The following is a 23,590-nucleotide window of genomic DNA, read 5'->3' as shown; positions in this document are numbered from 1 at the left end:
AAAAAACCCCGCCATTGGCGGGTTTTTTCTTCGATCTGAAGCAGGTATTAACCTTTCAGAGCGACAACCTTAGTGTTCAGACGGCTCTTGATGCGGGCAGCAGCGTTCTTGTGCATGATGCCTTTAGTCACAGACTTGTCGATGTAAGGTTTGGTTTGAGTAAACGCAGCCTGAGCCTGCTCGTAGTCAGCAGTTTCGATGGCGGCATTAACTTTCTTAACATAAGTGCGCACCATAGAACGCAGTGCCATAGTACGGGCACGACGCTTGATAGCCTGACGGGCGCGTTTACGAGAACCAGCGGAATTTGCCACAGTCGGCTCCTCAAATTCGGTTATTAACTTTAGTCGGGAATCTACGTACTTGTGTGTAGGTACCCAGAGAGGGCCGGAATTATCCGGATATAAGCAGGGGCTGTCAACAGCTACAGCCCCTTTCCCTTAAGCTCAATGCGAGCCAGAGCCAGAGTCTGAGTCAGTATCAGTCGATAACTACCGGCCCAAAAGACTTCACCAGGTCATCAACGGCTTTCATCTGAGCCAGATAAGGCTCCAGCTTATCCAGCGGCAACGCACATGGGCCGTCACATTTGGCTTCAGCCGGGTTCGGGTGAGCTTCGATAAAGAGACCCGCAATGCCCAGCGCCATGCCAGAACGAGCCAATTCAAACGCCTGCTGACGACGACCATCAGCCGAATCTGCACGACCACCCGGTCGCTGCAACGCGTGAGTAGCATCAAAGATTACTGGCGCCTGCTTCTTCATTTCATCCATGCCCAGCATATCAACCACCAGGTTGTTATAGCCAAAGCTCGAACCGCGCTCGCACAGCATCACTTTTTCGTTACCGGCTTCGGCAAACTTCTTGATAATGTGACGCATCTCATGCGGTGCAAGGAACTGAGGCTTCTTCACATTGATCGCCGCACCGGTTTCCGCCATGGCAACCACCAGATCGGTCTGGCGAGCCAGAAATGCCGGCAACTGGATAACATCAACCACTTCTGCAACAGGTGCTGCCTGATACGGCTCGTGAACGTCAGTGATCACAGGCACATTAAAGGTCTTTTTGATTTCTTCAAAAATCTTCAGACCTTCTTCCATACCCGGCCCACGGTACGAGTTGATCGAAGAACGGTTCGCTTTATCGAACGACGCCTTAAACACGTAGGGAATGCCCAGCTTTCCGGTCACCTCGACGTAGGTTTCGCAGATTTTCATGGCCAGGTCGCGGCTTTCCAACACATTCATGCCGCCGAACAGCGTGAATGGCTTGTCGTTGTTTACATCCAGACCGGCTACGTTAACCGTCTCAATCATGTCTGTTATCTCCTGAATTAAAATCCTGTTAGATGTTCACACACCCTGGTTAGAGAACAACCAGATTATCCCGGTGAATCATCTCGGGTTCCGTCACCGTGCCCAGCGCCTGCTCAAGCCCGGACGTCGGTGTTTTTAAAATCTTCTGCGCTTCGCTGAGACTGTAATTCACCAGGCCTTTGGCAATCAACTGCCCACGCTCGTCACGGCACTCCACCACTTCGCCACGTTCAAACCGACCCGTGGCTTTGCTGACACCAATAGGCAACAGGCTACGACCACCGGTACGCAATGCCTTTACAGCACCATCATCCAGAGTCAAAACACCTGACGTTTTCAGATGTCCGGCAATCCACTGCTTACGCGCAGCTACGGGCGCTTGCCCGGCTTTCAGCAGAGTGCCGACCAGCTCGCCCTGATGAAGGCGGGAAATAACATTATCTATGCGGCCACCAACAATAAGAGTATCGGCACCCGAACGCGCAGCCAGGGTCGCCGCACGCACTTTCGTCACCATACCACCGCGACCGAGCGCACCGCCGCCTCCCGCCATCGCGGCGTATTGCGGGTCAGTGGCCATACCCTCAAAGATCAGCGTTGCATCTGGATTAGACCGCGGGTCTGCCGTGTACAGGCCATCCTGATCCGTGAGAATAACAAGCAGGTCAGCTTCAACCAGATTGGCCGCCAACGCACCCAAGGTATCGTTATCACCGAAGCAGATTTCATCGGTCACCACGGTGTCGTTTTCATTGATGATAGGAACGACACCCATATCCAGAAGAGTACGCAGTGTCGTGCGGGCATTCAGGTAACGCTTACGGTCACTGAGGTCATCGTGCGTCAGTAGCACCTGCGCAGTGTGGCGACCGTGCTTTGAGAAAGAGGTTTCGTAGGCCTGAACCAACCCCATCTGACCAACGGCGGCAGCCGCCTGTAACTTATGCACTTCATCCGGGCGGGTCTTCCAGCCAAGACGGGTCATACCTTCAGCAACCGAACCAGAGGAAACCAGAACGACCTCATGCCCGGCCTGTAACAAACCGGCAATCTGATCCACCCAGCTTTGCATGCCTTCGCGATTGAGGCCAGTGCCATCATTAGTCAGTAAGGCACTGCCGATTTTAATCACCCAGCGCTTTGCTGTTTTCAGATTATTACGCGAAGCCTGCCACTGCTCTGTTGTCATGCGTTACTGTCCGGCACGGATTGGAGGTTAGGGTTTAATCGTTTGTCTTAATTCATTCGTTGGTATAGACGACTTCAACATCATAGTCGTCATCATCGTCATCCTGCTTGGCTGCTTTACGCTCGGCCCGCTCCTGACAACGACGCTCATGCAGCGCCTCGAGGTGCTCGCGTGCTTCTTCCTCGACCTGCTCACGCTCAGCAAGAATAGCCTCAGCAAATTCTTCGTCTTCTGTGGCGCGCAGACGACGCTCTTCCATGTACTCCATAATGTCGCACACCAGCTTGTGGGTGCCATCACGGTTAATCGCCGAGATACGATACACCGGACCATCCCAGTTCAGCTTCTCAATAATTTCCTGACAACGCGCCTCACGCTCGTCTTCAGGCAAAAGATCCAGCTTATTGAGTACCAGCCAACGATCACGGAGTGCCAGCCCCGGCGAGAAATTCTCAAGCTCGCGGCTGATCGCTTCGACACGCTCTGCCGGATCGGAATCATCAAACGGCGCCATATCGACAATGTGCAGTAGCAACTGGGTACGCACTAAATGCTTAAGGAAACGCGTGCCAAGGCCAGCGCCGTCTGCAGCGCCCTCAATCAACCCCGGAATATCCGCAATCACAAAACTGCGGTGCTCCTCGATAGAGACCACACCAAGGTTTGGTACCAGAGTGGTGAAGGGGTAATCGGCCACTTTTGGCGTCGCCGCCGATACCGAACGGATAAAGGTCGATTTCCCCGCATTCGGCAAGCCCAGCAGACCGACGTCGGCCAGTACTTTCAGTTCCATCTTGAGGTTGCGCGACTCACCCGGCTGACCCGGTTTTGACTGACGCGGTGCCTGATTCGTCGATGACTTGTATCGGGTATTACCGAGGCCATGAAAGCCACCCTGAGCGACCAGCAGCTGCTGCCCATGCTCAGTCAGATCACCCAGCACTTCATTGGTGTCATCATCAATCGCGGTTGTACCCACAGGTACTTTCAGAACGATGTGCTCACCTTTCGCACCGGTGCAGTTACGGCCCGCACCAGGGCGGCCATTTTCTGCTTTAAAACGGCGCGTATAGCGATAATCCACCAGAGTATTGGTGTTTTCATCGGCTTCCAGATACACAGAACCGCCATCACCACCGTCGCCGCCGTCAGGGCCGCCCTTAGGGATGAATTTCTCTCGACGGAAACTGACGCAGCCATTGCCGCCTTTGCCAGCTTCTACAGCGATACGGACTTCATCAACGAACTTCATGGTAATAACGCTCTGGTTCAGGGTGTACAAATAAAAACGCCCCAACTGCTATGCAGTCAGGGCGCATCAGCATATTCCGGTGCAATTAAGCCGCTGGAACGATGCTTACGGTCTTACGGTTGTTCTTACCTTTAACCTCAAACTTCACTGCGCCTTCAGCAGTAGCGAAGAGAGTGTGGTCACGACCGATCTTAACGTTTTCACCAGCGTGGAAACGAGTGCCACGCTGACGAACGATGATCGCGCCAGCTTTAGCAGCCTGACCGCCAAACAGTTTTACGCCAAGGCGTTTACTTTCGGAATCGCGACCGTTCTTGGTAGAACCACCAGCTTTTTTGTGAGCCATTGCTTTACTCCTAGCTGCGAGGTCACTGCAACACTGCGGATGCGGCGGCGTTAACCGCACGGACCTCTGAAATTAGTGTTTAGCCAGCGATGCTGGTGATTTTCAATTCAGTGAACCACTGACGGTGGCCCATCTGCTTCATGTGGTGCTTACGACGCTTGAACTTCATGATCTTCACTTTCTTGTGACGACCGTGATTAACAACTTCAGCTGTTACTTTAGCGCCTTCAACCACTGGAGCGCCGATTTTAACATCGTCGCCGTTACCAATCAGCAGAACTTTTTCCAGTTCAACGTTTTCGCCAGTTGCTACTTCCAGTTTTTCAACTTTCAGAGTCTGACCTTCTTCGACACGGTATTGCTTACCGCCAGTTACTACTACAGCGTACATAACTGTAATTCTCCGCTAGCACTTAGTGTGCATGACTTTTCAGTGGGCAGCTTTTATCGCCGCGACTGACGTCTTGACGCCGGTCTTCCACACTGCCTTTCCCTCTCGCTACTTAAGCCTGCTTCTATTGGCAGCACTCTGGCGTCCATATGGCAGGGAGCGTAATTTCGGGGCGCGAGACTATACCGTACTCCTGTTTTGGCCGCAAGTATGGAACAGGCCTTTTTCTTGACAGGGCGGGTCGGCCTCCCTAGCATTCGTTGCATTATAAAGCAGGCACCCAAATTCATGCATATTAAAGACGTACTTGCCACGGTTAACGAAGAGTTTCAGGCCGTCGACAAGCTGATCCACGAGCAGCTCGAAAGCCGAGTTCCGCTGGTTGAAAAAATCGCCGAATATATCGTCAGCAGCGGTGGTAAGCGTATCCGCCCTCTTCTCGTATTATTGACGGCCAAGGCGTTCGAACGCGCAGACGCTGATGCGGTCAAGCTCGCAACGGTCATTGAATTTCTACACACCGCGACCTTGCTTCATGATGACGTCGTTGACACCTCCGACATGCGCCGCGGAAACCCAACCGCCAATGCCCGCTGGGGCAACGCTCCCAGCGTTCTGGTCGGTGATTTCCTTTATAGCCGCGCTTTCGAAATGATGGTCGAGCTGCGCTCTATGCCTGTAATGGAGATCCTATCCAACGCCACCTGCGTGATCGCCGAGGGCGAAGTCATGCAGCTGACCAACGTCAAGAACCCGGATACGACTGAAGCCCAGTACATGGAAGTTATTCATGGCAAAACCGCCATGCTGTTTGAAGCCTCGACGCATTCTGCTGCGGCATTGCTCGAATTAAGTGACGAAGATCGCAATGCGCTTAAAGAGTACGGCAAAGAGCTGGGCATGGCTTTCCAGCTGGTCGATGATATACTCGACTACGAAGGCGATGCCGAAGAGATGGGCAAAAACGTGGGTGATGACCTCGCCGAAGGTAAAGCCACCCTGCCTCTGATCCATGCCATGGCACATGCGAACGAAGAAGACCGACAGCTTATCCGTAACGCCATCCGTAAAGGTGGCCTGGATGATATGAATGACGTCCTGCGCGTCGTGAAGAGCTGCGGATCTCTCAACTATACGCGCCAGCAAGCCAATGCATGTCGCGACCGGGCCCAGAAACACCTGGAAAATTTACCAGCTTCCGTTGCCCGCGATGCCCTCGCGGCACTGGCAGCCATCGCGGTCGAACGAACCACCTGACGGAGTAACAGATCACATGATGCGCGCGGGACTTTGGCTACTGTTGTTTATTACCAGCATCCCGGCGCATTCCGGTCTGCTGGATGGGCTTGGCGGATCGGATGACTTCCTGCCTGTTGAGCAGGCATTTCCTCTCGAAGCATATTCCAGTCAAGGACAGGTCACAGCACGCTGGGATAGCGCCGACGGCTATTACCTCTATGAGCATCGTATCTATCTGACCCGAGGCTCCGAGCGACTGGACCCGGTCAGTTGGTCTAAAGACGGCAAAGAGAAATACGACGAAGCTTTTGGTGACATTATTGCCTATTACGGGCAACTCGAAGTGTCTTTCGACACCACCCAGCTTTCCCCGGGAGCAGCGACTCTCCACTATCAGGGGTGCGCAGACGCCGGACTATGCTACCCACCTCAGACACTCGAGGTTACTGTCGTTCCAGCATCGACTTCACAATCCATTCAAGCTGGCCAAAGCAACGCGCCTAGCGAAGCATCAGCCTCTTCAGACGACGGCAATGACTCGTTTTTCTCTGGGCGGTCACTCCCTGCAGTCATCGGGATTTTCTTTCTGTTGGGCCTGGGCCTGACGTTCACGCCCTGCGTGTTACCTATGGTCCCCATCCTCACGAGTGTTGTTCTGGGCGGTGGTAAAACCAGCGCAGGCCGTGGCTTCTGGCTTTCTTTTTTATACGTCACCGGCATGGCCATCACTTACGCCGCAGCGGGGCTGACCGTTGGCCTGCTCGGTGCTGGCGCTAACGTGCAGGCCATGATGCAAAGCGCCCCAGTTCTGATCGGTTTCGCCATCTTTTTTGTCGTGCTGTCACTGTCTATGTTCGGTGTTTACGAACTTCAGCTACCGTCCGGCCTGCGTAACCGCCTGAATGCAGCCAGTCAGAAGCAAAACGGAGGACAGGCCGGCAGCGTCTTCATTATCGGCGTTCTTTCGGCCCTGGTTGTCTCTCCGTGTGTATCCGCGCCACTGGCCGGCGCTCTCGCCTATCTGAGTACCACAGGTGACGCCACAAGCGGAGCACTTGCCCTGCTGGCGCTCGGTTTTGGTATGGGAACGCCATTAATTGTATTGGGCACGACAGGCGCCAGCGTTTTACCGAAAGCGGGTATGTGGATGGAGCGCATTAAGTATCTGTTCGGCATCATGCTGATTGGTGTGGCTATCTGGCTGGTAAGCCGGTTATTACCGGGCAACATTGTACTTGGCTTGTGGGGCGCACTGGCCGTGGGTGCAGGTGTTTCCGCAGGCGCCCTGAATACCGCCAGCGAAGGGCCACAGCGCTTAATTAAGCCGGTCGCGGTTGGTGTATTTGCTTACGGCATTATTGCACTTGCAGGCGCCGTCAGCGGCCGCTCTGATCCATTGAATCCGCTCGGCCACGCAGAAAAGATCCATGTCAGCCCGTTTTATCAGACAGAGTCAGTAGCAGAAGTAAAAAGTCTGATTGCAGACGCAAACACAGCGGTCATGGTCGACCTCTACGCCGACTGGTGTATCTCATGCAAAATCATGGATAAAGAGATATTCGCCACCGACGAGGCTCAGGAGCGATTAAGCCATGTTCAATGGGTTCAGTTGGATGTCACCGACAATACTGACGCGCATCAGGCGTTTATGAAGGCTCAGGCTGTTTTTGGGCCGCCTACGGTGCTGTTCTTTCAGCCCGGTGCAGAAAACGCCAGTGGTCGTATTATCGGTGAGCGCGAGAAAGATGAGTTTCTGCAGGAAGCACTCAATATTTCACCCGCCCCTTGAAATACATAACTGTCGCCTCATATAGGTAGCAACTACAGGAGACAGCTATGCATATTACCTGCCCGGATTGCGGAGCCATCAACCGCATCCCCGACGACAAAATGAATCAACCCGGACAGTGCGGAAAATGTAAAAGCCCACTGTTTACAGGGTCAGTCAGTGATCTCAGCGACGCTGATTTCCAGCGTTTCATCACAAAGAATGACTTGCCCGTCGTCGTCGACTTCTGGGCCAGCTGGTGTGGTCCGTGTCAGATGATGGCACCGATATTTAAAGAGGTTGCTGCGGCAATGCCTTATCAGGCGCGCTTTGCGAAAGTGAATACCGAACACGCACAACAGACAGCGGCTCAGTTTGCTATACGTAGCATTCCCACTCTGATGGTATTCAAAAACGGAAAGATTGTAGATCAGATGGCCGGGGCATTGCCCGCCCAGCAATTGAAACAGTGGGTACATCAAGCGCTGGTCAAAGCCAGCTGAACCCGCAGAGAATCAGGTGAGCGTCAGGCCGACGACTCACCGCCACTGACAACATATTCGACAGCATCCATGACAGGCTCAAGATCTTTCTGCCAGTCCATTGCTTCGTTATACAGCCCTTCGAGGCTCTTCAGGAAATCCATAACGAGACTTAACATCCGCTCCTCCTGCTCTTCATGCAGACCCAGCGTCAGGAGCTCCTCCCTCAACTCCAGCTTGACATCATCACGCTCGTTGGCCGCACGCACTTTCATTTCATCCTGTCGTTTCTGCACGTCCAGTAATGCCTGTTTCACATCAGAGACAACATCCAGAAGACGATCTTTCTGACGCAACCGCTCTTCCATATTGAGGCTACTTACCCGGGCATCCGCGGCACTCAATACGACAGCCAGATGATCCTTGATACGACCGAAACGGGCTTCCTCTTCGTAAGGTACATTTTTGATAAGAAGTGCAGTCCGTGGGTAGTTAACCAGCATACGGCGGCCAAACTCCATAATGCGACCACCACCATGACCTGACTGCATCAGATCCTGTTCGAGCGGCGATGCCACCCCCGAATGCGAGTAGTAATGAGGCCATTCATCGCCTTCGAGCCAACACGAGAAAACAGCATTCAGACCAAACCGGGACAGAAGATTCAGCAGCGCCTGTGCCAGCTCATCGAGTTTCTGACACATGGAAATCTGTTCCATGAAGCGCACGATCTCGCCCTGCTCTGCAGAGTGCGTCATGGCCTCAAAGGCGGCTTGCTTAGCATTCTCTGCATTGTCCAGGAGCTCTCGCTCATAACGTCGCTGGTGCAGCGCCCGTGATACCTTGGCCTGAAGATCAGCAACATCAAACGGCTTACTCACATAATCGTCGACGCCTGCCTCATAAATAGCCAAACGGGTATCTATGCTGAGATTATCGCCGACATAGATCACCGGAATGCCAGTGGTATCAGGGTGCTCCCGAAGCAGCCGGAACAGTTCATCGTCACTGCTGTTCATTCCCGAACCGTCGAGAACAATACAATCCGAATCTTTATCAGCAGAGGCGAGGTAATCTTCAACCGTACTGAAGCCGGCAACATCAAGGTGACTGAGGATATGACCTAACAAGGATATCGAATGTGCTTCATTATCCAGAACAACAACCTTACCTGGCATTTTCTTCCTCGTGGCTGAATAAACCACTTACTAATTGAGTTACCTATAAATAAAGACCACAACCTGAAATTCGTCCAGATAAAATGTAAGGAATAGTGCATCACAGGAACTCACTACCCTGATCCAGGTCAATGTCGATACGGGCAGCAAAGGTAATCTGAAATTGTCCGAACAGGAGGAACACTATGAACGTCGAACACCATGATTTACACCACGACTTCCCAGACATGGCTGAGCAGATCCACGAGTTGAAAATGAACGATCGGCACTTCGCCCGACTGTTCGATGAATATCACGAGCTGGATAAAGAAGTACGGAAAATCGAAGAGGACACCACACCCGCGTCGGATGACACCCTCGACGCTTTACGACTTAAGCGCGTACACCTGAAAGACGACCTCTACGCCATGCTCAAGCAGGCCTGAGCACGAGTTGAAGAAGGGGCAGGCATGCCCCTCCCCTTTACGACAACGCTTTACAACAACCGCTTAACCGACGGGCACGCCGCTGACATCAATGCCTTCGGCCTGCTGATCAGCGTGGTAAGACGAGCGCACAAGCGGCCCACTGGTCACTCGGATAAAGCCCATCTCTTTGGCGATATCGCCCAACTCTTTAAACTCTTCTGGGGTCACAAATCGCTTAACCGGTGAATGATCACGACTTGGCTGCAGATACTGGCCCAGAGTGATGTGGTCAATATTGTGCGCACGCATATCACGCATGACATCAACCACTTCCTCGTTAGTCTCGCCCAGCCCGAGCATCAGGCCCGACTTGGTAATAATTTCAGGGTTGCGTGCTTTGTATTCTTTCAGCAAGGTCAGAGACCATTCGTAGTCAGAGCCTGGGCGGCACTCCTTGTACAGACGCGGTACCGTCTCGAGATTGTGGTTAAACACATCAGGCTGAGTTTGCGTCAGAATATCGAGGGCGATCTCCATACGACCACGGAAGTCAGGCACCAGAACCTCCAGCTGAATGCCCGGACTGTGCTCACGCGTCAGGCGAATACAGTCGGCAAAGTGCTGAGCACCGCCATCACGCAAGTCATCACGGTCAACAGAGGTAATGACCACATACTTCAGGCCCATATCAGCAATGGCAGTTGCAAGGTTGACCGGCTCTTCTGTATCCAGCGGATTAGGGCGGCCATGACCAACGTCACAGAATGGGCAACGACGAGTACAGATATCCCCCATGATCATAAAGGTTGCCGTGCCACCGCCAAAGCACTCGCCCAGGTTAGGGCAGCTGGCTTCTTCACAAACGGTATGCAGCTTATGCTTGCGCAACTTCTGTTTAATTTCGTTGATCTTGGGTGTTGCGGGAATGCGTACGCGAATCCAGTCGGGCTTACGCGGTATTTCTTCGGTCGGAATGACTTTAATCGGGATACGGGCAACTTTATCCGCACCGCGCAGTTTTTCGCCCTGCACTACTTTGCGTCGTTCTGACATCAATTACTCCGGAGTCGTATTGTCAGTGCCTGCGCCATCGTTAGCTAGCAGACGCTGTAAATGATAGTCGAGACGATCAGCCACTGCATCGAAACTCACCGCGTTGTCAGTTTCAGCAACCATCTGTGTCATCTCCATTCCCGCATACCCACACGGGTTTATACGGCGGAAAGGTTCAAGATCCATATCAATGTTTAACGCCAACCCATGGAATGAGCGCCCATGGCGTATTCGCAGGCCGAGCGAGGCTATCTTGCGTTCACCGGTATAAACACCGGGAGCATCACTGCGCGGCGCGGCCTCAATTTTCCATTCTGCGAGGGTATCAACAATGGCCTGTTCAATGGCACTGACTAACTGTCGAGGCCCCCAACCGCGGCGAGCGATATCGATCATCAGATATACAACAAGCTGACCCGGGCCATGATAAGTCACCTGACCGCCACGGTCTGTCTGAACCACTGGAATATCCCCAGGAAACAGCACATGCTCGGCTTTACCCGCCTGCCCTTGAGTAAATACAGGCGGGTGCTGCAAGTACCAGAGTTCATCAGCAGTGTTGTCATTGCGCCCTTCGGTGAAGGCCGTCATGTCGTCGTAGACCGTCTGATAATCCGCCAACCCCAGCATGCGGATCTGCATCAGATCACCATACGAACGTTAGCGTGTGCCATCAGGTCTTTATGGATATTCACCAACTGATCCTTACCAGTTGCTGTGATATAGAGAGTCACCGACCGGAAACGTCCATTAGAGCTCTCCTGGATACGGATTCGCTCCATGTCGCAGTCTTCCGCGTGAACGCGAACGATTTCGACGATCACCTCTTCGTAGTTCTCCATTGCCTCGCCGACCACTTTGATCGGATAGTTCTCACAGGGAAACTCAATTTTAGGGGCTTCAGGTTGGCTCACGGCGGTATCTCAGAAGATAAACAGAACAATGGTTACATTTATGGATGCTGCCGCCTGAATTTTCAAGCGGCAGACATGAAAAGTGTGCTGCCAGTACGGTCAGCGGCAGCCTAGTGGCACCAGCTTCAGGCGAAGAGGCGCACGAAGAAAAGTTTGATGGATCCGATCAGACGTCCAAAGAAGCCCGACTCTTCAATATCCGTCGCTGCAACAAGATCATGCTTGCCCAGTTCTTCCTCACCCATCTTCAGCGTCAGCGTGCCAACACCCTGCCCGGCCGACAGCGGAGCTTCTGGATAATCAGGGCTAACGACTTCTGCGACTAACTCATCCCGCGAGCCACGCGGCAGGGTCATGTAAATGTCTTCAGCAACCACCAGGTCGATGGTGTCCTGCTTCGCCAGCCAGACTTTCTCAGTCGCCAACACATCGCCTTTACTGTACAGCTTGTGTGTTTCGAAATAGCGGAACCCATAACCCAGCAACTTCTGAGTCTCACGAGCACGAGCCTCTTCACTGCGCGTCCCCATTACTACCGCAATCAGACGGGTGTTATCGCGTTTTGCCGAAGCAGCCAGACAGTATCCTGCTTCTTCAGTGTGACCAGTCTTCAGGCCATCAACGCTAGGATCGCGCCACAACAGCTTGTTGCGGTTTGGCTGACGGATATCGTTGTATTCAAAATACTTTTCAGCGTACAGGCCATAGTAGGTAGGGTGGTCTTTAATAATGTGTTTAGCCAGCAAAGCAAGGTCTCTGGCCGTGGTCAGATGGCCTTCGGCAGGCCAGCCTGTCGCGTTTTCGAAGTTGGTATCGAACATACCAAACTCCTGAGCGTACTGATTCATCCAGCCCGCAAACGCGCTTTCTGAACCCGCGAAGTATTCAGCCACTGCGATTGAAGCATCATTACCCGACTGCACGATAATGCCGCGCAGGAGATCAATCATCTTCACTTCAGTGCCCTCGCGGACCCACATCTTGGAGCCGCCTTTTTTCCAGGCTGTAACACTGATCGGCACCATCGTATCTTCAGTGACATTGCCTTCAATAATCTCATGAACAGCAATGTAGCTGGTCATCATTTTCGTCATGCTCGCCGGTGGCAGGCGTTCACCAGAGTTATGCTCAACCAGCACTTCGCCACTGTCCGCATCCATCAGTATGTACGCAGTGGCGTCCAGAACCGGAGGTTTAGGAATAATGACAGCTGCAAGAGTCAGTGAAGAAAAAGAAAACAGTAACGCAGAAATAAACAGACGGAATAAGTACATGGTTCGCTATCAGTATTGGCTGAATTAAAACAATAATGGCCCGGATTGTATCACGGCTGACGCGCTTGTCAGCGCTCTCCGCTCATACGACCCGAGCCACAGGTATTGGTTCCACCCGAGGGAACCACGACCGGCATTTCCGACGGCTTACTGACCGACCTGCTTAAGCAGAGAAGAATCGCGCGGTGGGTGCAGCGCCACGATCGCAGACTCCCCAACGGCAACTGGCTGATAGCTGTGGCGCAGGCGGTATCCACGGTCAATGCGACGTGCGCAGAGAGTCAGGCGTACAGCCAACCAACGATAATCCGACTTACTGGCCGAGTGAACAACCACAGAAGCGTCTTCGTCCACCATCTTCTGGCAGATATCACCCATTTTATCGGCTATAGCACGGTCTTTGGACTGCAGTGCCTGAGGTGGCACCGTATATTCCGCAATGGCGTCGCTCTCTTCTTTCGCCTGCGCCCAGAGTCGCGTGGACTGAGCCGTTGGTGTTTTCGCAGCGGCCTTCGGCGCAGCAAGGCGTGGTTTAGATGCCGGAGCCGGTACTACAGGATCAAGCGCAACATCATCAAGATCGATCGGTGAATTCAGCACTGGCGACGAACTCGAAGCCTTCTTTTTAGCAGCTGCTGCGGCGGCAATCTGGCGCTGACGTTCCTGTTCGGCACGACGCTGGCGTTCCTGCTCAGCACGACGCGCTTTCTCAGCCGCCTCACGACGTCGTTTTTCCGCCGCTTCTGCAGCCGCAATCTTACGTTGCTTCTCAGCCTCGATGCGTAAACGCTCTTTCTCTTTTTCTGCAGCAGCAGCCAACTCGCGCTGACGTGCCTGCTCTTCAGCATCAGCTTTCTCTTTCGCTGCGACAGCTCGGGTATCCACACCAGATTTAGCCATGGCCTGATCCAGAGCTCGCTGCTCATCTTCAAGACCCGGCGTCAAGGCTGCTACTTTCCAAACCTTATCGAGATACCCCTGAGCTTTGCTCAACTGCCCCTTTTCCCGGGCCTGGGCGGACAGAGAAACGTACGCCTCGCCCCAGTCGTAAGCGAGCGGCACAACGCGATAATCGAAAGGCGCTTCACTGCGGAATTCGGTTATTTTTTCCAGCGCGTTATTGCCTTCGGGCGATGACAGACGCTTCGCCGAAATGTCGTTTTTGATCTGTTGCAGCAGCTGATCCAGTTGCTCAGGTGTTGCAGACCAGGCATTCGACGCCGCGAGAAATACGGACAAAACAAGCAAAGAAATCTTTTTCATGAAACACTTATTATCGTTGTGGTGAACCAGCAGTGAGGGGTAAGATGCAGACTTCTTATAACTTCTGTCAAGTTTCCTTTCTGCGTTTAGAGAGATTGCGCACATGCTGACGCGTTACGGCTCCCTGTTATTCGCCCTTCCTGCGATTATCCTGATTATTGCCTTCGGCTTTGAATTAATGTCTGCCGGTCACTGCACCGACGCAGGACTGCACTACGACTATACCAGCGGTGCCTGTTCAGAAGAAGCAGTTCCCCAGATCAGCTACTACCAACGCAACACGGTCTTTATTAACCTGATGTTGTTACTCTCTCTGGCCGGCGCACTCGCTATGACCTGGGGTATGCTATTGAAAGGTATGCAGCCGTCAGAAAAGTAGGCCTGTCAGCCGCAGCACTTTTTTGATTTCTTCCCGGAGCCACACAGGCAGGGATCGTTCCGCCCAACACTGGCCGGACGGAAATCGGTTTCACCCGCCAGGTAGTACCAACGATCTTCAAGTCGTTCGAAACGTGACTTTTCTTCCAGCAGAAGCCACTCACCCGCTTCGTTAAACGTAGCGACGAAATGCACCACGCCGGTGTCGCCATCGCTGCCTGCCTGCAATATTTCAAGCCCTGTCCAGCGTGTATCTGCTGCGAATTCTATCGTTTGCGGACGGTAATCTCTGTGCCACGTAGCCAGCAAGTAGTCGGCGTTCTCCAGCGCGAAAGCGGAATAACGCGAGCGCATCAGGGCTTCAGGTGTCGGAGCTGCCTGACCACCGTGATAGAGCCCACAGCATTGGCCGTAGGCTTTGCCCCTATTACACGGGCAGACTTCCTTCGCCCGAGCCTGTGGCTGGTCTACCACCTGGCTCACTGCACACCGCCACGGGCAGCACTCATCAGCACACCGATCGCTGCCCCCAACTCATCACTGCGTTGAGGATTGCGGAAGGCCTCCAGAATCTGCTTGCGCTTACCCGGCAACGTCATCAGATCGGCAACCAGAGCAAGGAACACATCCTGCCCAGCCAGGGCCAACTTCTCCAGGTAGAGGCTCAAGGTGTCACCTTCAAGGTCGTTCCAACAACGACTGCCAACGGCACTGAGAATTTCCACTTCACTCGCCAATGGGTGCTGCAACACCAGCTGCAGAACATCGCGTCGATGGTTAACGCTGACGCTCTGCGACATAGCCCGGCAGTAAAGCGCCAGTGCGGTTGCATCGGGCTGGCCTTTCATCGCCGCCGCCAGTGAGTCTGTCAGAGCGATGGTCAGATTCACATCAGGCTCCGCATTTTCAAGGAAGCCCAGCAGAACATTGCGCGGGACACTGGCTCCGACTTTATCCATTTCTGGTAACGCCTTCTGTAAAAGCTCACTGTTATTGCTTTCATCCAGCCTTGCTACCACTTCAGCGATGCCCTGAAGCCCCAATTGTTGCCAGTTCTGCCAGCCTGTATCGCCACTGAAATAAGCGCGTGCCGTTGCGTAATACTTGGTCTCGGGTTGTTTCAGCGTTTTCAATGCTATGGAATGAAAGTACGCCATGCGATTGCCGTCAGGCTTAAACGAACAAGGCGCCTCGCCATGATCTTTGTCCGGATGCTGCACTACACGCAGCCAATGCTGAAGAAACTGATCGCGCGGACCCGGTTGCAAAATATTCTGCTCGTCTAAAGGAAGCTTCAGAAACCAGATATTGTGCTGGCCGGGTTCATCCGGATTCCAGCTGAGAATACCCACCCAGGCATGACGGAGGTAAGGTGTGGGATAAGGTCGCGCCAGATCCTCAATCGCTTCGAACTCGCTCAGACCGATTTTGGATATACGACGTCCAAGATCAAACACGCGCATACGGGCGCCGGTGCTGGCAACAAACTGAGTGATAGACACAACCTTCTCCTGCAGTAATTCAGGTGCGCATGGTATCAGGTTTTCGTTATCATTGAGTCTCAATTACGAGACTCTGAGGACCATATGATGATGTTAATTGCAGCCATTATCGCCAGCTTCGTATTGGGAGCCGCACTGACAGCATCGGTTCTTGGTAAGCGCTGGAAAAGTGCCGTTAACGAAGCGAAGCAGGAGCTGGACGGCATGGCTGAGCGTTATAAAGCCCACGAACAGGAAAACCGCGAATTACGACAGAAAAACGCCGACCTTGAATATCAGATGGGATCGTTAAAGAAAGACCTGGCCTATGAGCGCAGTCGCCACTCCGATGGCTCTGCCCACCATTGATTAGCCATGACGCCTGTTGATCAGCACACTGATCAACAAGGCAACACAAGTTGCCGTGGCCAGCAAAGCGGCGACGACTGGCAAATCAAAGGCATCACGAAATGCCTCTCCCAACCAATACATGGTTGCCAGGTACGCCACCCCCCAAGCGGGCGAAGATATCGTATTCGCGATCCAGAACTGACGCGGTGACATACGCATAGCACCCGCCACCAGCGGTACCACTGGACGAATAGGCCCGATGAAGCGGCCTGTCATAATGCTCCAGATCCCCCAGCGCTGAAAAAAAACTTCCCCCCGCGTCAGCCAATGCGGATGCCGCTGAAAGAAACGCCAGCCATGAACCGCGGGGCCAGCGCGTTGCCCAAGAAGGAAGCTGATGCCATCACCCAGAAAAGCCCCAGCCGTGCCACAGCTAACCCACAACCAAAGGGGGATGTCGCCCGCGGCGGCTGCCAGAGTGAGCGCCAGCAAAAGGCCTACTCCAGGTACCAGCAAGCCGACAACAGCCAATGACTCGATGAGAGAAACAATAAACACGGCGCACAACAAAAGACCGGTGCCCCACTCAGAAAAATTTACTTCGCCCAAAGATCCTCCACCCCATATTTTGCGGCCTGCACATGGCCATCAGGCAGGCATTCGTCGATTTTGCACAGCATTTGCACGATTATTGACTGGTAAATCCATTGCGCCTTAACTAGATATACAGTTAACCTTCGTCCCACCAATATAAACAATAAGGAATGGCGTGCGATGGGCTCCCGCTCACGACACTCCCCGGATACTACAATGAAGTCAGCGTCTACAGACACCTCGCGAATCAGCGTAAGTGCTCACTACACCGGTTATATCTGGTACAAACACGGCCTCTCAGCCCAAGGATTTGTCACCCGCGCCGGACAGTTTGCAAATGCGACGCTGGCCCCGGTTAATGCCTTGCTACGAGCACTTGCGGGTGCTGACATTGACATATTCCTGCTTCAACGCCACTCAGTCATTGATCATCAGGTAAAAGAACTGATCGAAAAAGAGGGTGTCACTCAAGTAGTCGAGCTTGCTTGCGGTCTCTCGCCCCGAGGCTATCGCCTGAAACAAGCCTACCCTCAGCTACGCTACATTGAGGGTGACCTGCCCGGCATGGCAGCACGGAAAAAAGCGCTTCTTGAAGAAGTAGGACTGGTCGACGGGCACGAAGTTCGCGAGTGCAACATCCTCAACGCTGACGGACCAGCATCAATTGGTGCACTACTGAGTGAGCTCGATCCGACACAACCCACTCTGATTATTACCGAAGGGCTGGTGAACTACTTTGCACTGGATGAGATCCGTGAGGTCTGGTCACGCATGGCCAGCGGATTAAAAACCTTCCCGAAAGGCTGGTACGTGACGGATCTGTACCCTGATTTTGCCGAGCACCCGTCCTACCGCTACGTGAAATTTGCACAGAAACTGGTTGGTCTCTTCACTCGTGGACAATGGCCACTGCACTATCCTTCCGATACAGCCATCAAACAAGGCTTCCAGGAAGACGGGTTTGATGATGTTGAAGTCCATGACCCAGCAAGCTTCTACGGCAAGCTAAGTCACTTGCCAGAAGTAAAAATTCAAACTCTGGTGCGCATCATTAAAGCGGGAATCAGTCGCTGAAAGCTGCCAGCTGCAGGCTGGTTTTCTGCTGTTTATTCAGGCGTTTGAGCAACCGCTTTTCAATAGATTCGCTGTCTTCATCGGCATTGCGCGTTACTGCAGCAATGCTGATAGAGACCTCCGCAAACGGCCTCCAGGACTGTTCCTGAACTTTTCGCTTAATACGCTCCATCAGAACAATGGCGCCTTCTTCACCGCAATTAGGTAATACCAGCATAATCAGGTCGTCTTCGAGCCTGAAAATATCGTCTTCGCCACGAATCAACTGACGGATTTTCTTAACGAACTGCGGCATAAACTGCACCACAGAGCGGTTGCCATGCAGATCTATCAACTGACGGTAATCATCCAACACAATACCGATCATACTGACACTCTGGCGAGTCGCCTCACCTCGGGCCAGCTCACGTTCCAACAGATGATAAAAATGTTCACGATTATAGGCACCCGACACCTGATCGGTGAGTGCAAGACGCTGTAGCGATATCCCTTTCAACAACGTCAGATAAGAAAAACACCAGGTCGACAGTACCAACAGCGAAAAATTAGTGGTGTAACGCACCGCTGTCTGAACATCCACCTTACCCCAGAGAATCACGCCCATCGCACCGGCGACGAGAATATTAACGACCGTCGCATGCTGCATAGGCAAACAGAAATACGTAAACATCGGCATCGCGAACAGGTAATGGATCATAAGGTCGGGATATCTTGGTAATTGCACCAGAGCCAACCCCGCAAGCGCTGCCACTAAGGGGTAATTCACCCAGAGAAACGAATCACGATCGCGGTTGATGTATATGTAGGCAGCGCTGAACAGAAACGCTGGAATCGATATCGCATTTGCCAGAACCAATGAATACAGACCCTGGCGGTACTGATCGTAAATCAATAACAGCAGCGCAAAGGCCACCAGCGAATAAACAATCACCTGCAAGCGGGGCAACAGTTGCTCCTGAGGCGGCGTATTAAAGCTGATCATTGAGCTTTCTCTCTATCCGTTCGATCAATACATCGACATCATCTTCCGGCCTGTAGACATCACGATGCAGCCTGATGTCAGCAAGCCCCTCGAACCGACCACTGCCCTCAAGATCATCCATGAGGTTTTCACACAAGGCTTCCACTACGTTTTGAGTGCTGTGTGGAAGCAAAACAACGAACACATCGGAATCAAGCCGGTAACAGGTATCGAATCGCCGCAGACATCGCTTCAGGCGCTTGGTCAGATAACTGAGGCGGCTCTCATACTCCTCGGTTTTTAACACCTGCCAGCTGGTTGGTACCGCAATACCGACGAGACTAAGAAGATCTATCTGACGATCGGCCCGAGTCATCTCCTTCGACAGGTCGAGGCCCAGCTGATACTGGTTATACACCTGCGTCACCGGATCGGTATTCACAATAGCGCTCAGCCCGTGGTTGTGTCGGTCATTGATCAACGCATACATAACCGCAAAGGCGTAACAGGCGCCGTAGGTAAACAAAATCTGCAACCGCAGGTAACTGTCGAATTCACTGATCACCATCAACACCATCGCGGTGCTGTAAATCAGCGCAAAATAGCTGGCAACATGAAAAGGAAACATGAAATAGATGTAACCCGGCACGAAGTACACCCAGTGCACCACGTCTTCACTGCGCTGCATGCCGAACAAAGTAAACAGACACAACCCAAAAATCATCAACCATTCGGTCACGGGCGATGATCGCTGCTGACCTCGCAACAGAAGAATCAGTGCATACAACAACAGAGCAAGAGCAAATCCGGCAGCGACCGCCGCGAATACTGTGCGTGCCTCAACCAGATCCAGCACGGCGATAATACTCAACGCCAGTGCCGCAAAGAGGCAATAAATAACTTTGACCTGCAGCACTACCAGACTGTGAAAGCGTGCTTTTTCCATGAATAACGGGTTCCTGACAAACTCTGACCTCTCGGCCTCCGCTAAACAGTGTAGTAGTTCGTGTATACTATCGCACACTCTGACTTACAGACTTTCCGTTTTAAGGTGTTCCAGATGAACGTTGCTGACTATATGCAGACCCTTGGCCAGCAGGCCCGCGCTGCATCCCGCGCCATGGCCCGGGCGTCCACCAATGACAAAAACCGCGCACTGCTCGCCATTGCTGACGAAATCAGCAACAGCCGCGATACACTGCGTGCCGCGAATGCAGAAGACATGGCCCGTGGTGCAGAAAACGGCCTCGATGCAGCATTGCTGGATCGCCTTGAACTCACAGACGCACGCATCGATACCATGATTGAAGGCCTGCAACAGGTCGCTGCACTGCCCGACCCTGTGGGTGAGATTACCGACATGAAATACCGCCCGAGCGGTATCCAGATTGGTAAGATGCGCGTTCCTCTCGGTGTGATCGGTATTATTTATGAGAGTCGCCCGAACGTAACGATCGAAGCCGCCAGCCTGTGCCTGAAATCAGGCAATGCCGCGATTCTGCGTGGGGGTTCTGAGGCCATTGCGTCGAACAAGGCACTGGCTGAATGCATCACTACCGCTCTGAAAGCCGTAGGGCTGCCAGAAGCCTGCGTTCAGGTCGTCGAGACCACAGACCGCGAAGCGGTTGGTCAACTGATCACGATGCCCGAATATGTCGACGTCATTGTACCGCGTGGCGGCAAAGGCCTGATCGAACGCATCAGCCGCGATGCGCGCGTTGCCGTCATCAAACATCTTGATGGTATCTGTCACGTTTATATCGACCGTGAGGCCGATCGCAGCAAAGCAATTAATATTGCGATCAACTCGAAAACGCACCGCTACGGCACCTGCAATACCATGGAGACGCTGCTGGTGCATGCTGGCATCGCGGGCACGATTCTGCCGGAGCTGGCCGACGCGTATGAACAGCTCGGGGTTGAATTACGTGGCTGTGATAAGGCACGCGATATCGTTTCTGACATGGTTGCCGCGACCGAAGCAGATTGGCACGAAGAATACCTGGCGCCCATTCTCGCCGTAAAAATTGTCGAAGATATGGACGAAGCCATTGACCATATCAATACCTATGGCTCTCACCATACCGACAGCATCATCAGTGAAAACTACACTCTGGCCCGCCAGTTCCTGACCGAAGTAGACAGCTCATCCGTCATGGTCAATGCATCGACCCGCTTCGCAGATGGCTTCGAATACGGTCTGGGTGCAGAAATTGGTATTTCCACCGACAAAATCCACGCCCGTGGCCCCGTCGGCCTGGATGGCCTGACTTCTCAGAAATACGTAGTGTTGGGCAACGGTGAAGTCCGTAAATAAAGCCTCTTCCATTGCCATACTGGGCGGGACATTCGATCCCGTCCATATCGGGCACCTGCGCATTGCGGTGCGCCTGCGCGAAGCTGGCTTCGATCAGGTGCTGCTTATTCCTAACTGTGTGCCGCCGCATCGTGAACAACCCGCTGCCACAGCCGAACAACGCCTGTGCATGCTTGAACTCGCCGCGGCAGAACTCGACGGTATCGAGCCGAGTGATATCGAATTGAGTCAGGAAGACACGAGTTACTCAGCGCGCACTGTCGCACTGCTCAAGACTCAGTACCCGCAAGCGAACCTCACCTGGGTGATGGGCACGGATGCATGGAATGGCTTTGATCGTTGGAAATCGCCTGAAGACATCCTTTCTAAGGCCAATGTTCTGGTGATTTCACGTCCGGGCGATGAGGCCCGCAAGGATGGCTGGCTCGGTCAGATTTTCGATAAAAACCACTGTTCACTCAATAGCTTACACGAGACTCAACACGGAGCAGTCTGTCATCAGGCCTGGCCAGAGCTGGATATATCCGCATCCGACTTGCGTCAGGCACTCAAGCAAGGCGACAATATCGCCTTTCTGACACCCCACCCGGTGTTGGAATACATAAAAGAACACCAACTGTACCGATAACTTTACCGACAGGTCTGCATGCAAACTGAGCAAATCAAAGAGCTCGTCATCGACGCTCTGGAAGACATGAAAGCACATAACATCACTGTGCTGGACGTACGTGGCCGCACGTCCGTCACCGATTGGATGATCATCGCCAACGGTACCTCTAACCGCCACGTCACTGCCGTTGCAGGCAATGTCGAAGAAAAAGCGAAACATGCAGGCCTGAAACCGAACGGCACCGAAGGCCGCTCTGCAGCCGACTGGGTACTCATCGACCTCATTGATGTCGTCGTGCATGTCATGACTGAACAGGCTCGTCACTTCTACGATCTTGAACGCCTCTGGGGAGAAACACCCGACGCCGGACAGAAAGACGCATGAAAATACGGCTGCTCGCCGTTGGCAATAAGATGCCTGCGTGGGTAGAACAGGGATATCAGGAATACGCACGGCGCTTGCCTCGCGACTGCAGTCTCGAACTGGTCGAAATTTCTCCTGGCCATCGTGGCAAGAACGCCAGCACGGATAAAGCCATGCAGCAGGAAGCTGATGCCTTAAAGAAAGCGATCCGCCCTGGCGAGCACGTCGTAGCACTGGCCGTAGAGGGCAAACCCTGGTCGACCGAGCGGCTATCAGAAGAGCTGGAAGGATGGCGCAGTCAGGGCGGTGATGTCGCTCTGCTGGTCGGTGGCCCCGACGGTATGACAGACGAGGTTTTGCGACTGGCCAAACAACGCTGGTCGTTGTCGCCACTGACGCTGCCCCACCCGCTGGTCAGAGTGTTACTGTCAGAACAGATTTATCGCGCCTGGACGATTCTCCAGGGTCACCCGTACCACAAATAAGGCTGGAGTATGTGGGAACAGTCGATCAGGGATAAGGCCTACGAGCGCAGACTCTTCCGCGCACGCGCCATCGTCGCTGCTGTTCTTGTTATATCTGCACTGCTTACACTCGCATGGCGAATGACCTATCTTCAGGTTACGCTGCACGAAAAATATCAGGACCTGTCAGAAAACAACCGGGTAAAGATACGCCCTATCGCACCTAACAGAGGTTTAATTTATGACCGCAATGGTGTTCTGCTCGCTGAAAATATTCCTGCTTACAGCCTGACTCTCGTCCCCGAAAAAGTAGACAACCTCGAAGAGACCCTCGCCTTTCTGGACGAGCTGGTCGGCGTCTCTGAGCGCGATCTTGAGCAATTTGAAAAGCGCTCAAGCTATCGGCGCCGACCTTATGAACCCGTTGTTCTGCGTCAGAGACTGAGTGCAGAAGAAATTGCAGCCGTCATGGTAAACCGTTTCTACCTGCCCGGCGTCGACGTTGAAGCACAGCTGATACGCCATTACCCGCACGGCGATGCGTTTGCACATGTGCTCGGATACGTAGGCCGGATTAACCAGCGTGACCAGGAGCGTATCGAACAAGACGAAGACAGTCAGCGGCGCTACAGCGCCACCTCTCACATCGGTAAAACCGGTATCGAAAGACGCTACGAAGATATTCTTCATGGCGACGTAGGTTACGAGCGTATCGAGACCAACGCGCGTGGACGCCTGTTGCGAACGATGCAACGAGAGAGCCCGAGGCCCGGTACAGACCTGACGCTGCACCTCGACAGCCGACTTCAGTTACTCGCGGCAGAGTTGCTTGAGGGGCGTCGTGGTGCGGTCGTTGCCATTGAAGTAGAAACCGGCGGTATTCTCACGCTGTACAGTAATCCCGGTTACGACCCTAACTCG

28 protein-coding genes and 1 pseudogene are annotated in these 23,590 nt (G+C 53.3%); 12 read left to right on the top strand and 17 right to left on the bottom strand.

Going from position 1 to position 23,590, the window contains the following annotated elements:
* Positions 1 to 47: 47 nt before the first annotated feature.
* The 6 genes from rpsT to rplU all read right to left on the bottom strand — a co-directional run bounded on the left by rpsT (position 48) and on the right by rplU (position 4,498).
* Positions 48 to 314, bottom strand: a complete 267-nt coding sequence (rpsT, locus tag B2R29_RS00145; RefSeq protein ID WP_301179238.1) for a 30S ribosomal protein S20 — start codon at positions 312 to 314, stop codon at positions 48 to 50.
* Between the two features lie 166 nt (positions 315 to 480).
* Positions 481 to 1,320, bottom strand: a complete 840-nt coding sequence (gene kdsA / locus B2R29_RS00140; protein WP_301179237.1) for a 3-deoxy-8-phosphooctulonate synthase — start codon at positions 1,318 to 1,320, stop codon at positions 481 to 483.
* Positions 1,321 to 1,369: 49 nt separating this feature from the next.
* Positions 1,370 to 2,509 (bottom strand): glutamate 5-kinase, encoded by a 1,140-nt coding sequence (proB, locus tag B2R29_RS00135; protein ID WP_301179236.1) that lies wholly within the window; start codon positions 2,507 to 2,509, stop codon positions 1,370 to 1,372.
* A gap of 52 nt (positions 2,510 to 2,561) precedes the next feature.
* Positions 2,562 to 3,761 (bottom strand): Obg family GTPase CgtA, encoded by a 1,200-nt coding sequence (gene cgtA, locus B2R29_RS00130; protein WP_301179235.1) that lies wholly within the window; start codon positions 3,759 to 3,761, stop codon positions 2,562 to 2,564.
* A gap of 85 nt (positions 3,762 to 3,846) precedes the next feature.
* Entirely contained in the window at positions 3,847 to 4,107 is a 261-nt protein-coding gene (rpmA, locus tag B2R29_RS00125) for a 50S ribosomal protein L27 (protein ID WP_301179234.1), read from the bottom strand.
* 79 nt (positions 4,108 to 4,186) lie between these two features.
* Positions 4,187 to 4,498: a 50S ribosomal protein L21 gene (gene rplU, locus B2R29_RS00120; RefSeq protein WP_068444452.1), complete on the bottom strand. Its 312-nt coding sequence runs from the start codon at positions 4,496 to 4,498 to the stop codon at positions 4,187 to 4,189.
* 288 nt (positions 4,499 to 4,786) lie between these two features.
* Between rplU and B2R29_RS00115 the strand changes: the two genes are divergently transcribed.
* From B2R29_RS00115 to trxC, 3 genes are read left to right on the top strand one after another with little or no spacing between them, the layout of a single operon-like run.
* Entirely contained in the window at positions 4,787 to 5,755 is a 969-nt protein-coding gene (locus B2R29_RS00115; RefSeq protein WP_301179233.1) for a polyprenyl synthetase family protein, read from the top strand.
* A gap of 16 nt (positions 5,756 to 5,771) precedes the next feature.
* Positions 5,772 to 7,526: a protein-disulfide reductase DsbD gene (dsbD, locus tag B2R29_RS00110; RefSeq protein ID WP_301179232.1), complete on the top strand. Its 1,755-nt coding sequence runs from the start codon at positions 5,772 to 5,774 to the stop codon at positions 7,524 to 7,526.
* Positions 7,527 to 7,573: 47 nt separating this feature from the next.
* Positions 7,574 to 8,008 carry a thioredoxin TrxC gene (trxC, locus tag B2R29_RS00105; protein ID WP_301179231.1) on the top strand — a complete coding sequence of 145 codons (435 nt, stop codon included), beginning with the start codon at positions 7,574 to 7,576 and terminating at the stop codon, positions 8,006 to 8,008.
* 23 nt (positions 8,009 to 8,031) lie between these two features.
* Here the strand turns inward: trxC and B2R29_RS00100 are convergent, their stop codons facing one another.
* Positions 8,032 to 9,165, bottom strand: a complete 1,134-nt coding sequence (locus tag B2R29_RS00100) for a response regulator (protein WP_301179230.1) — start codon at positions 9,163 to 9,165, stop codon at positions 8,032 to 8,034.
* A 185-nt stretch (positions 9,166 to 9,350) separates the two neighbouring features.
* Here B2R29_RS00100 and B2R29_RS00095 point away from each other — a divergent pair, with 185 nt between their 5' ends.
* Complete coding sequence (locus tag B2R29_RS00095; RefSeq protein WP_301179229.1) at positions 9,351 to 9,590, top strand: YdcH family protein; 240 nt, start codon at positions 9,351 to 9,353, stop codon at positions 9,588 to 9,590.
* Positions 9,591 to 9,653: 63 nt separating this feature from the next.
* Here B2R29_RS00095 and lipA read toward each other — a convergent pair whose 3' ends face one another.
* The 5 genes from lipA to B2R29_RS00070 all read right to left on the bottom strand — a co-directional run bounded on the left by lipA (position 9,654) and on the right by B2R29_RS00070 (position 14,076).
* Positions 9,654 to 10,625 (bottom strand): lipoyl synthase, encoded by a 972-nt coding sequence (gene lipA / locus B2R29_RS00090; RefSeq protein WP_301179228.1) that lies wholly within the window; start codon positions 10,623 to 10,625, stop codon positions 9,654 to 9,656.
* Between the two features lie 3 nt (positions 10,626 to 10,628).
* On the bottom strand, positions 10,629 to 11,267 hold the full coding sequence (gene lipB / locus B2R29_RS00085) for a lipoyl(octanoyl) transferase LipB (RefSeq protein WP_301179227.1): 639 nt from the start codon (positions 11,265 to 11,267) through the stop codon (positions 10,629 to 10,631).
* Entirely contained in the window at positions 11,267 to 11,539 is a 273-nt protein-coding gene (locus B2R29_RS00080) for an HP0495 family protein (RefSeq protein WP_068444435.1), read from the bottom strand. The genes lipB and B2R29_RS00080 overlap by 1 nt, the downstream gene beginning before the upstream one ends.
* A 125-nt stretch (positions 11,540 to 11,664) precedes the next feature.
* Positions 11,665 to 12,813 carry a D-alanyl-D-alanine carboxypeptidase family protein gene (locus B2R29_RS00075; protein ID WP_301179226.1) on the bottom strand — a complete coding sequence of 383 codons (1,149 nt, stop codon included), beginning with the start codon at positions 12,811 to 12,813 and terminating at the stop codon, positions 11,665 to 11,667.
* Between the two features lie 147 nt (positions 12,814 to 12,960).
* On the bottom strand, positions 12,961 to 14,076 hold the full coding sequence (locus B2R29_RS00070) for a hypothetical protein (RefSeq protein WP_301179225.1): 1,116 nt from the start codon (positions 14,074 to 14,076) through the stop codon (positions 12,961 to 12,963).
* Positions 14,077 to 14,179: 103 nt separating this feature from the next.
* Here B2R29_RS00070 and B2R29_RS00065 point away from each other — a divergent pair, with 103 nt between their 5' ends.
* On the top strand, positions 14,180 to 14,455 hold the full coding sequence (locus tag B2R29_RS00065; protein ID WP_301179224.1) for a hypothetical protein: 276 nt from the start codon (positions 14,180 to 14,182) through the stop codon (positions 14,453 to 14,455).
* A gap of 5 nt (positions 14,456 to 14,460) precedes the next feature.
* Here B2R29_RS00065 and B2R29_RS00060 read toward each other — a convergent pair whose 3' ends face one another.
* Both B2R29_RS00060 and B2R29_RS00055 read right to left on the bottom strand, forming a co-directional pair.
* Positions 14,461 to 14,937, bottom strand: a complete 477-nt coding sequence (locus B2R29_RS00060; protein WP_301179223.1) for a YchJ family protein — start codon at positions 14,935 to 14,937, stop codon at positions 14,461 to 14,463.
* Positions 14,934 to 15,956 carry a DUF3549 family protein gene (locus B2R29_RS00055; protein WP_301179222.1) on the bottom strand — a complete coding sequence of 341 codons (1,023 nt, stop codon included), beginning with the start codon at positions 15,954 to 15,956 and terminating at the stop codon, positions 14,934 to 14,936. The genes B2R29_RS00060 and B2R29_RS00055 overlap by 4 nt, the downstream gene beginning before the upstream one ends.
* An 84-nt stretch (positions 15,957 to 16,040) precedes the next feature.
* Here B2R29_RS00055 and B2R29_RS00050 point away from each other — a divergent pair, with 84 nt between their 5' ends.
* Positions 16,041 to 16,304, top strand: a complete 264-nt coding sequence (locus B2R29_RS00050; protein ID WP_301179221.1) for a DUF1761 domain-containing protein — start codon at positions 16,041 to 16,043, stop codon at positions 16,302 to 16,304.
* Here B2R29_RS00050 and B2R29_RS00045 read toward each other — a convergent pair whose 3' ends face one another.
* The gene (locus B2R29_RS00045) at positions 16,305 to 16,895 is read right to left on the bottom strand and encodes a DedA family protein (RefSeq protein ID WP_301179220.1); all 591 of its coding nucleotides are present in this window, start codon (positions 16,893 to 16,895) and stop codon (positions 16,305 to 16,307) included.
* A 201-nt stretch (positions 16,896 to 17,096) separates the two neighbouring features.
* Here B2R29_RS00045 and B2R29_RS00040 point away from each other — a divergent pair, with 201 nt between their 5' ends.
* Positions 17,097 to 17,954 carry a class I SAM-dependent methyltransferase gene (locus B2R29_RS00040; protein WP_301179219.1) on the top strand — a complete coding sequence of 286 codons (858 nt, stop codon included), beginning with the start codon at positions 17,097 to 17,099 and terminating at the stop codon, positions 17,952 to 17,954.
* Here the strand turns inward: B2R29_RS00040 and B2R29_RS00035 are convergent.
* Together B2R29_RS00035 and B2R29_RS00030 are read right to left on the bottom strand one after the other, a co-directional pair.
* Positions 17,944 to 18,936, bottom strand: coding sequence for a diguanylate cyclase domain-containing protein (locus tag B2R29_RS00035; protein WP_301179218.1), 993 nt, complete (start codon positions 18,934 to 18,936; stop codon positions 17,944 to 17,946). The genes B2R29_RS00040 and B2R29_RS00035 overlap by 11 nt on opposite strands.
* Complete coding sequence (locus B2R29_RS00030; RefSeq protein WP_301179217.1) at positions 18,923 to 19,861, bottom strand: diguanylate cyclase domain-containing protein; 939 nt, start codon at positions 19,859 to 19,861, stop codon at positions 18,923 to 18,925. Before B2R29_RS00030 ends, B2R29_RS00035 begins: the two co-directional genes overlap by 14 nt.
* A gap of 114 nt (positions 19,862 to 19,975) precedes the next feature.
* Here B2R29_RS00030 and B2R29_RS00025 point away from each other — a divergent pair, with 114 nt between their 5' ends.
* The 5 genes and pseudogenes from B2R29_RS00025 to B2R29_RS00005 all read left to right on the top strand — a co-directional run.
* A complete protein-coding gene (locus B2R29_RS00025) occupies positions 19,976 to 21,232 on the top strand; it encodes a glutamate-5-semialdehyde dehydrogenase (protein ID WP_301179216.1) in 1,257 nt (418 codons plus the stop codon).
* A complete protein-coding gene (gene nadD / locus B2R29_RS00020) occupies positions 21,216 to 21,860 on the top strand; it encodes a nicotinate (nicotinamide) nucleotide adenylyltransferase (RefSeq protein WP_301179215.1) in 645 nt (214 codons plus the stop codon). The genes B2R29_RS00025 and nadD overlap by 17 nt, the downstream gene beginning before the upstream one ends.
* An 18-nt stretch (positions 21,861 to 21,878) precedes the next feature.
* Entirely contained in the window at positions 21,879 to 22,226 is a 348-nt protein-coding gene (rsfS, locus tag B2R29_RS00015) for a ribosome silencing factor (RefSeq protein ID WP_301179214.1), read from the top strand.
* Entirely contained in the window at positions 22,223 to 22,690 is a 468-nt protein-coding gene (rlmH, locus tag B2R29_RS00010) for a 23S rRNA (pseudouridine(1915)-N(3))-methyltransferase RlmH (protein WP_301179213.1), read from the top strand. The genes rsfS and rlmH overlap by 4 nt, the downstream gene beginning before the upstream one ends.
* A gap of 9 nt (positions 22,691 to 22,699) precedes the next feature.
* Positions 22,700 to 23,590 (top strand): annotated as a pseudogene (locus B2R29_RS00005) (penicillin-binding protein 2); the annotation flags it as partial.

It is taken from the genome of Thalassolituus sp. UBA3500 (assembly GCF_002377545.1).
Classification (GTDB): Bacteria; Pseudomonadota; Gammaproteobacteria; order Pseudomonadales; family Oceanobacteraceae; genus Thalassolituus.
Note: the sequence above shows the minus strand (reverse complement) of the source record. Positions and strands in the feature narration are given on the sequence as shown.

What these genes read in the sequence shown, in the direction of transcription:
- kdsA (WP_301179237.1), bottom strand. Translation starts at nt 1,320, where the DNA reads ATGATTGAGACGGTTAACGTAGCCGGTCTGGATGTAAACAACGACAAG.
- proB (WP_301179236.1), bottom strand. Translation starts at nt 2,509, where the DNA reads ATGACAACAGAGCAGTGGCAGGCTTCGCGTAATAATCTGAAAACAGCA.
- B2R29_RS00040 (WP_301179219.1), top strand. Translation starts at nt 17,097, where the DNA reads ATGAAGTCAGCGTCTACAGACACCTCGCGAATCAGCGTAAGTGCTCAC.
- lipA (WP_301179228.1), bottom strand. Translation starts at nt 10,625, where the DNA reads ATGTCAGAACGACGCAAAGTAGTGCAGGGCGAAAAACTGCGCGGTGCG.
- rsfS (WP_301179214.1), top strand. Translation starts at nt 21,879, where the DNA reads ATGCAAACTGAGCAAATCAAAGAGCTCGTCATCGACGCTCTGGAAGAC.
- B2R29_RS00075 (WP_301179226.1), bottom strand. Translation starts at nt 12,813, where the DNA reads ATGTACTTATTCCGTCTGTTTATTTCTGCGTTACTGTTTTCTTTTTCT.
- B2R29_RS00050 (WP_301179221.1), top strand. Translation starts at nt 16,041, where the DNA reads ATGATGATGTTAATTGCAGCCATTATCGCCAGCTTCGTATTGGGAGCC.
- cgtA (WP_301179235.1), bottom strand. Translation starts at nt 3,761, where the DNA reads ATGAAGTTCGTTGATGAAGTCCGTATCGCTGTAGAAGCTGGCAAAGGC.
- B2R29_RS00065 (WP_301179224.1), top strand. Translation starts at nt 14,180, where the DNA reads ATGCTGACGCGTTACGGCTCCCTGTTATTCGCCCTTCCTGCGATTATC.
- B2R29_RS00025 (WP_301179216.1), top strand. Translation starts at nt 19,976, where the DNA reads ATGAACGTTGCTGACTATATGCAGACCCTTGGCCAGCAGGCCCGCGCT.
- B2R29_RS00035 (WP_301179218.1), bottom strand. Translation starts at nt 18,936, where the DNA reads ATGATCAGCTTTAATACGCCGCCTCAGGAGCAACTGTTGCCCCGCTTG.
- B2R29_RS00070 (WP_301179225.1), bottom strand. Translation starts at nt 14,076, where the DNA reads ATGAAAAAGATTTCTTTGCTTGTTTTGTCCGTATTTCTCGCGGCGTCG.
- B2R29_RS00100 (WP_301179230.1), bottom strand. Translation starts at nt 9,165, where the DNA reads ATGCCAGGTAAGGTTGTTGTTCTGGATAATGAAGCACATTCGATATCC.
- B2R29_RS00095 (WP_301179229.1), top strand. Translation starts at nt 9,351, where the DNA reads ATGAACGTCGAACACCATGATTTACACCACGACTTCCCAGACATGGCT.
- rlmH (WP_301179213.1), top strand. Translation starts at nt 22,223, where the DNA reads ATGAAAATACGGCTGCTCGCCGTTGGCAATAAGATGCCTGCGTGGGTA.
- B2R29_RS00030 (WP_301179217.1), bottom strand. Translation starts at nt 19,861, where the DNA reads ATGGAAAAAGCACGCTTTCACAGTCTGGTAGTGCTGCAGGTCAAAGTT.
- B2R29_RS00115 (WP_301179233.1), top strand. Translation starts at nt 4,787, where the DNA reads ATGCATATTAAAGACGTACTTGCCACGGTTAACGAAGAGTTTCAGGCC.
- trxC (WP_301179231.1), top strand. Translation starts at nt 7,574, where the DNA reads ATGCATATTACCTGCCCGGATTGCGGAGCCATCAACCGCATCCCCGAC.
- rplU (WP_068444452.1), bottom strand. Translation starts at nt 4,498, where the DNA reads ATGTACGCTGTAGTAGTAACTGGCGGTAAGCAATACCGTGTCGAAGAA.
- dsbD (WP_301179232.1), top strand. Translation starts at nt 5,772, where the DNA reads ATGATGCGCGCGGGACTTTGGCTACTGTTGTTTATTACCAGCATCCCG.
- rpmA (WP_301179234.1), bottom strand. Translation starts at nt 4,107, where the DNA reads ATGGCTCACAAAAAAGCTGGTGGTTCTACCAAGAACGGTCGCGATTCC.
- lipB (WP_301179227.1), bottom strand. Translation starts at nt 11,267, where the DNA reads ATGCAGATCCGCATGCTGGGGTTGGCGGATTATCAGACGGTCTACGAC.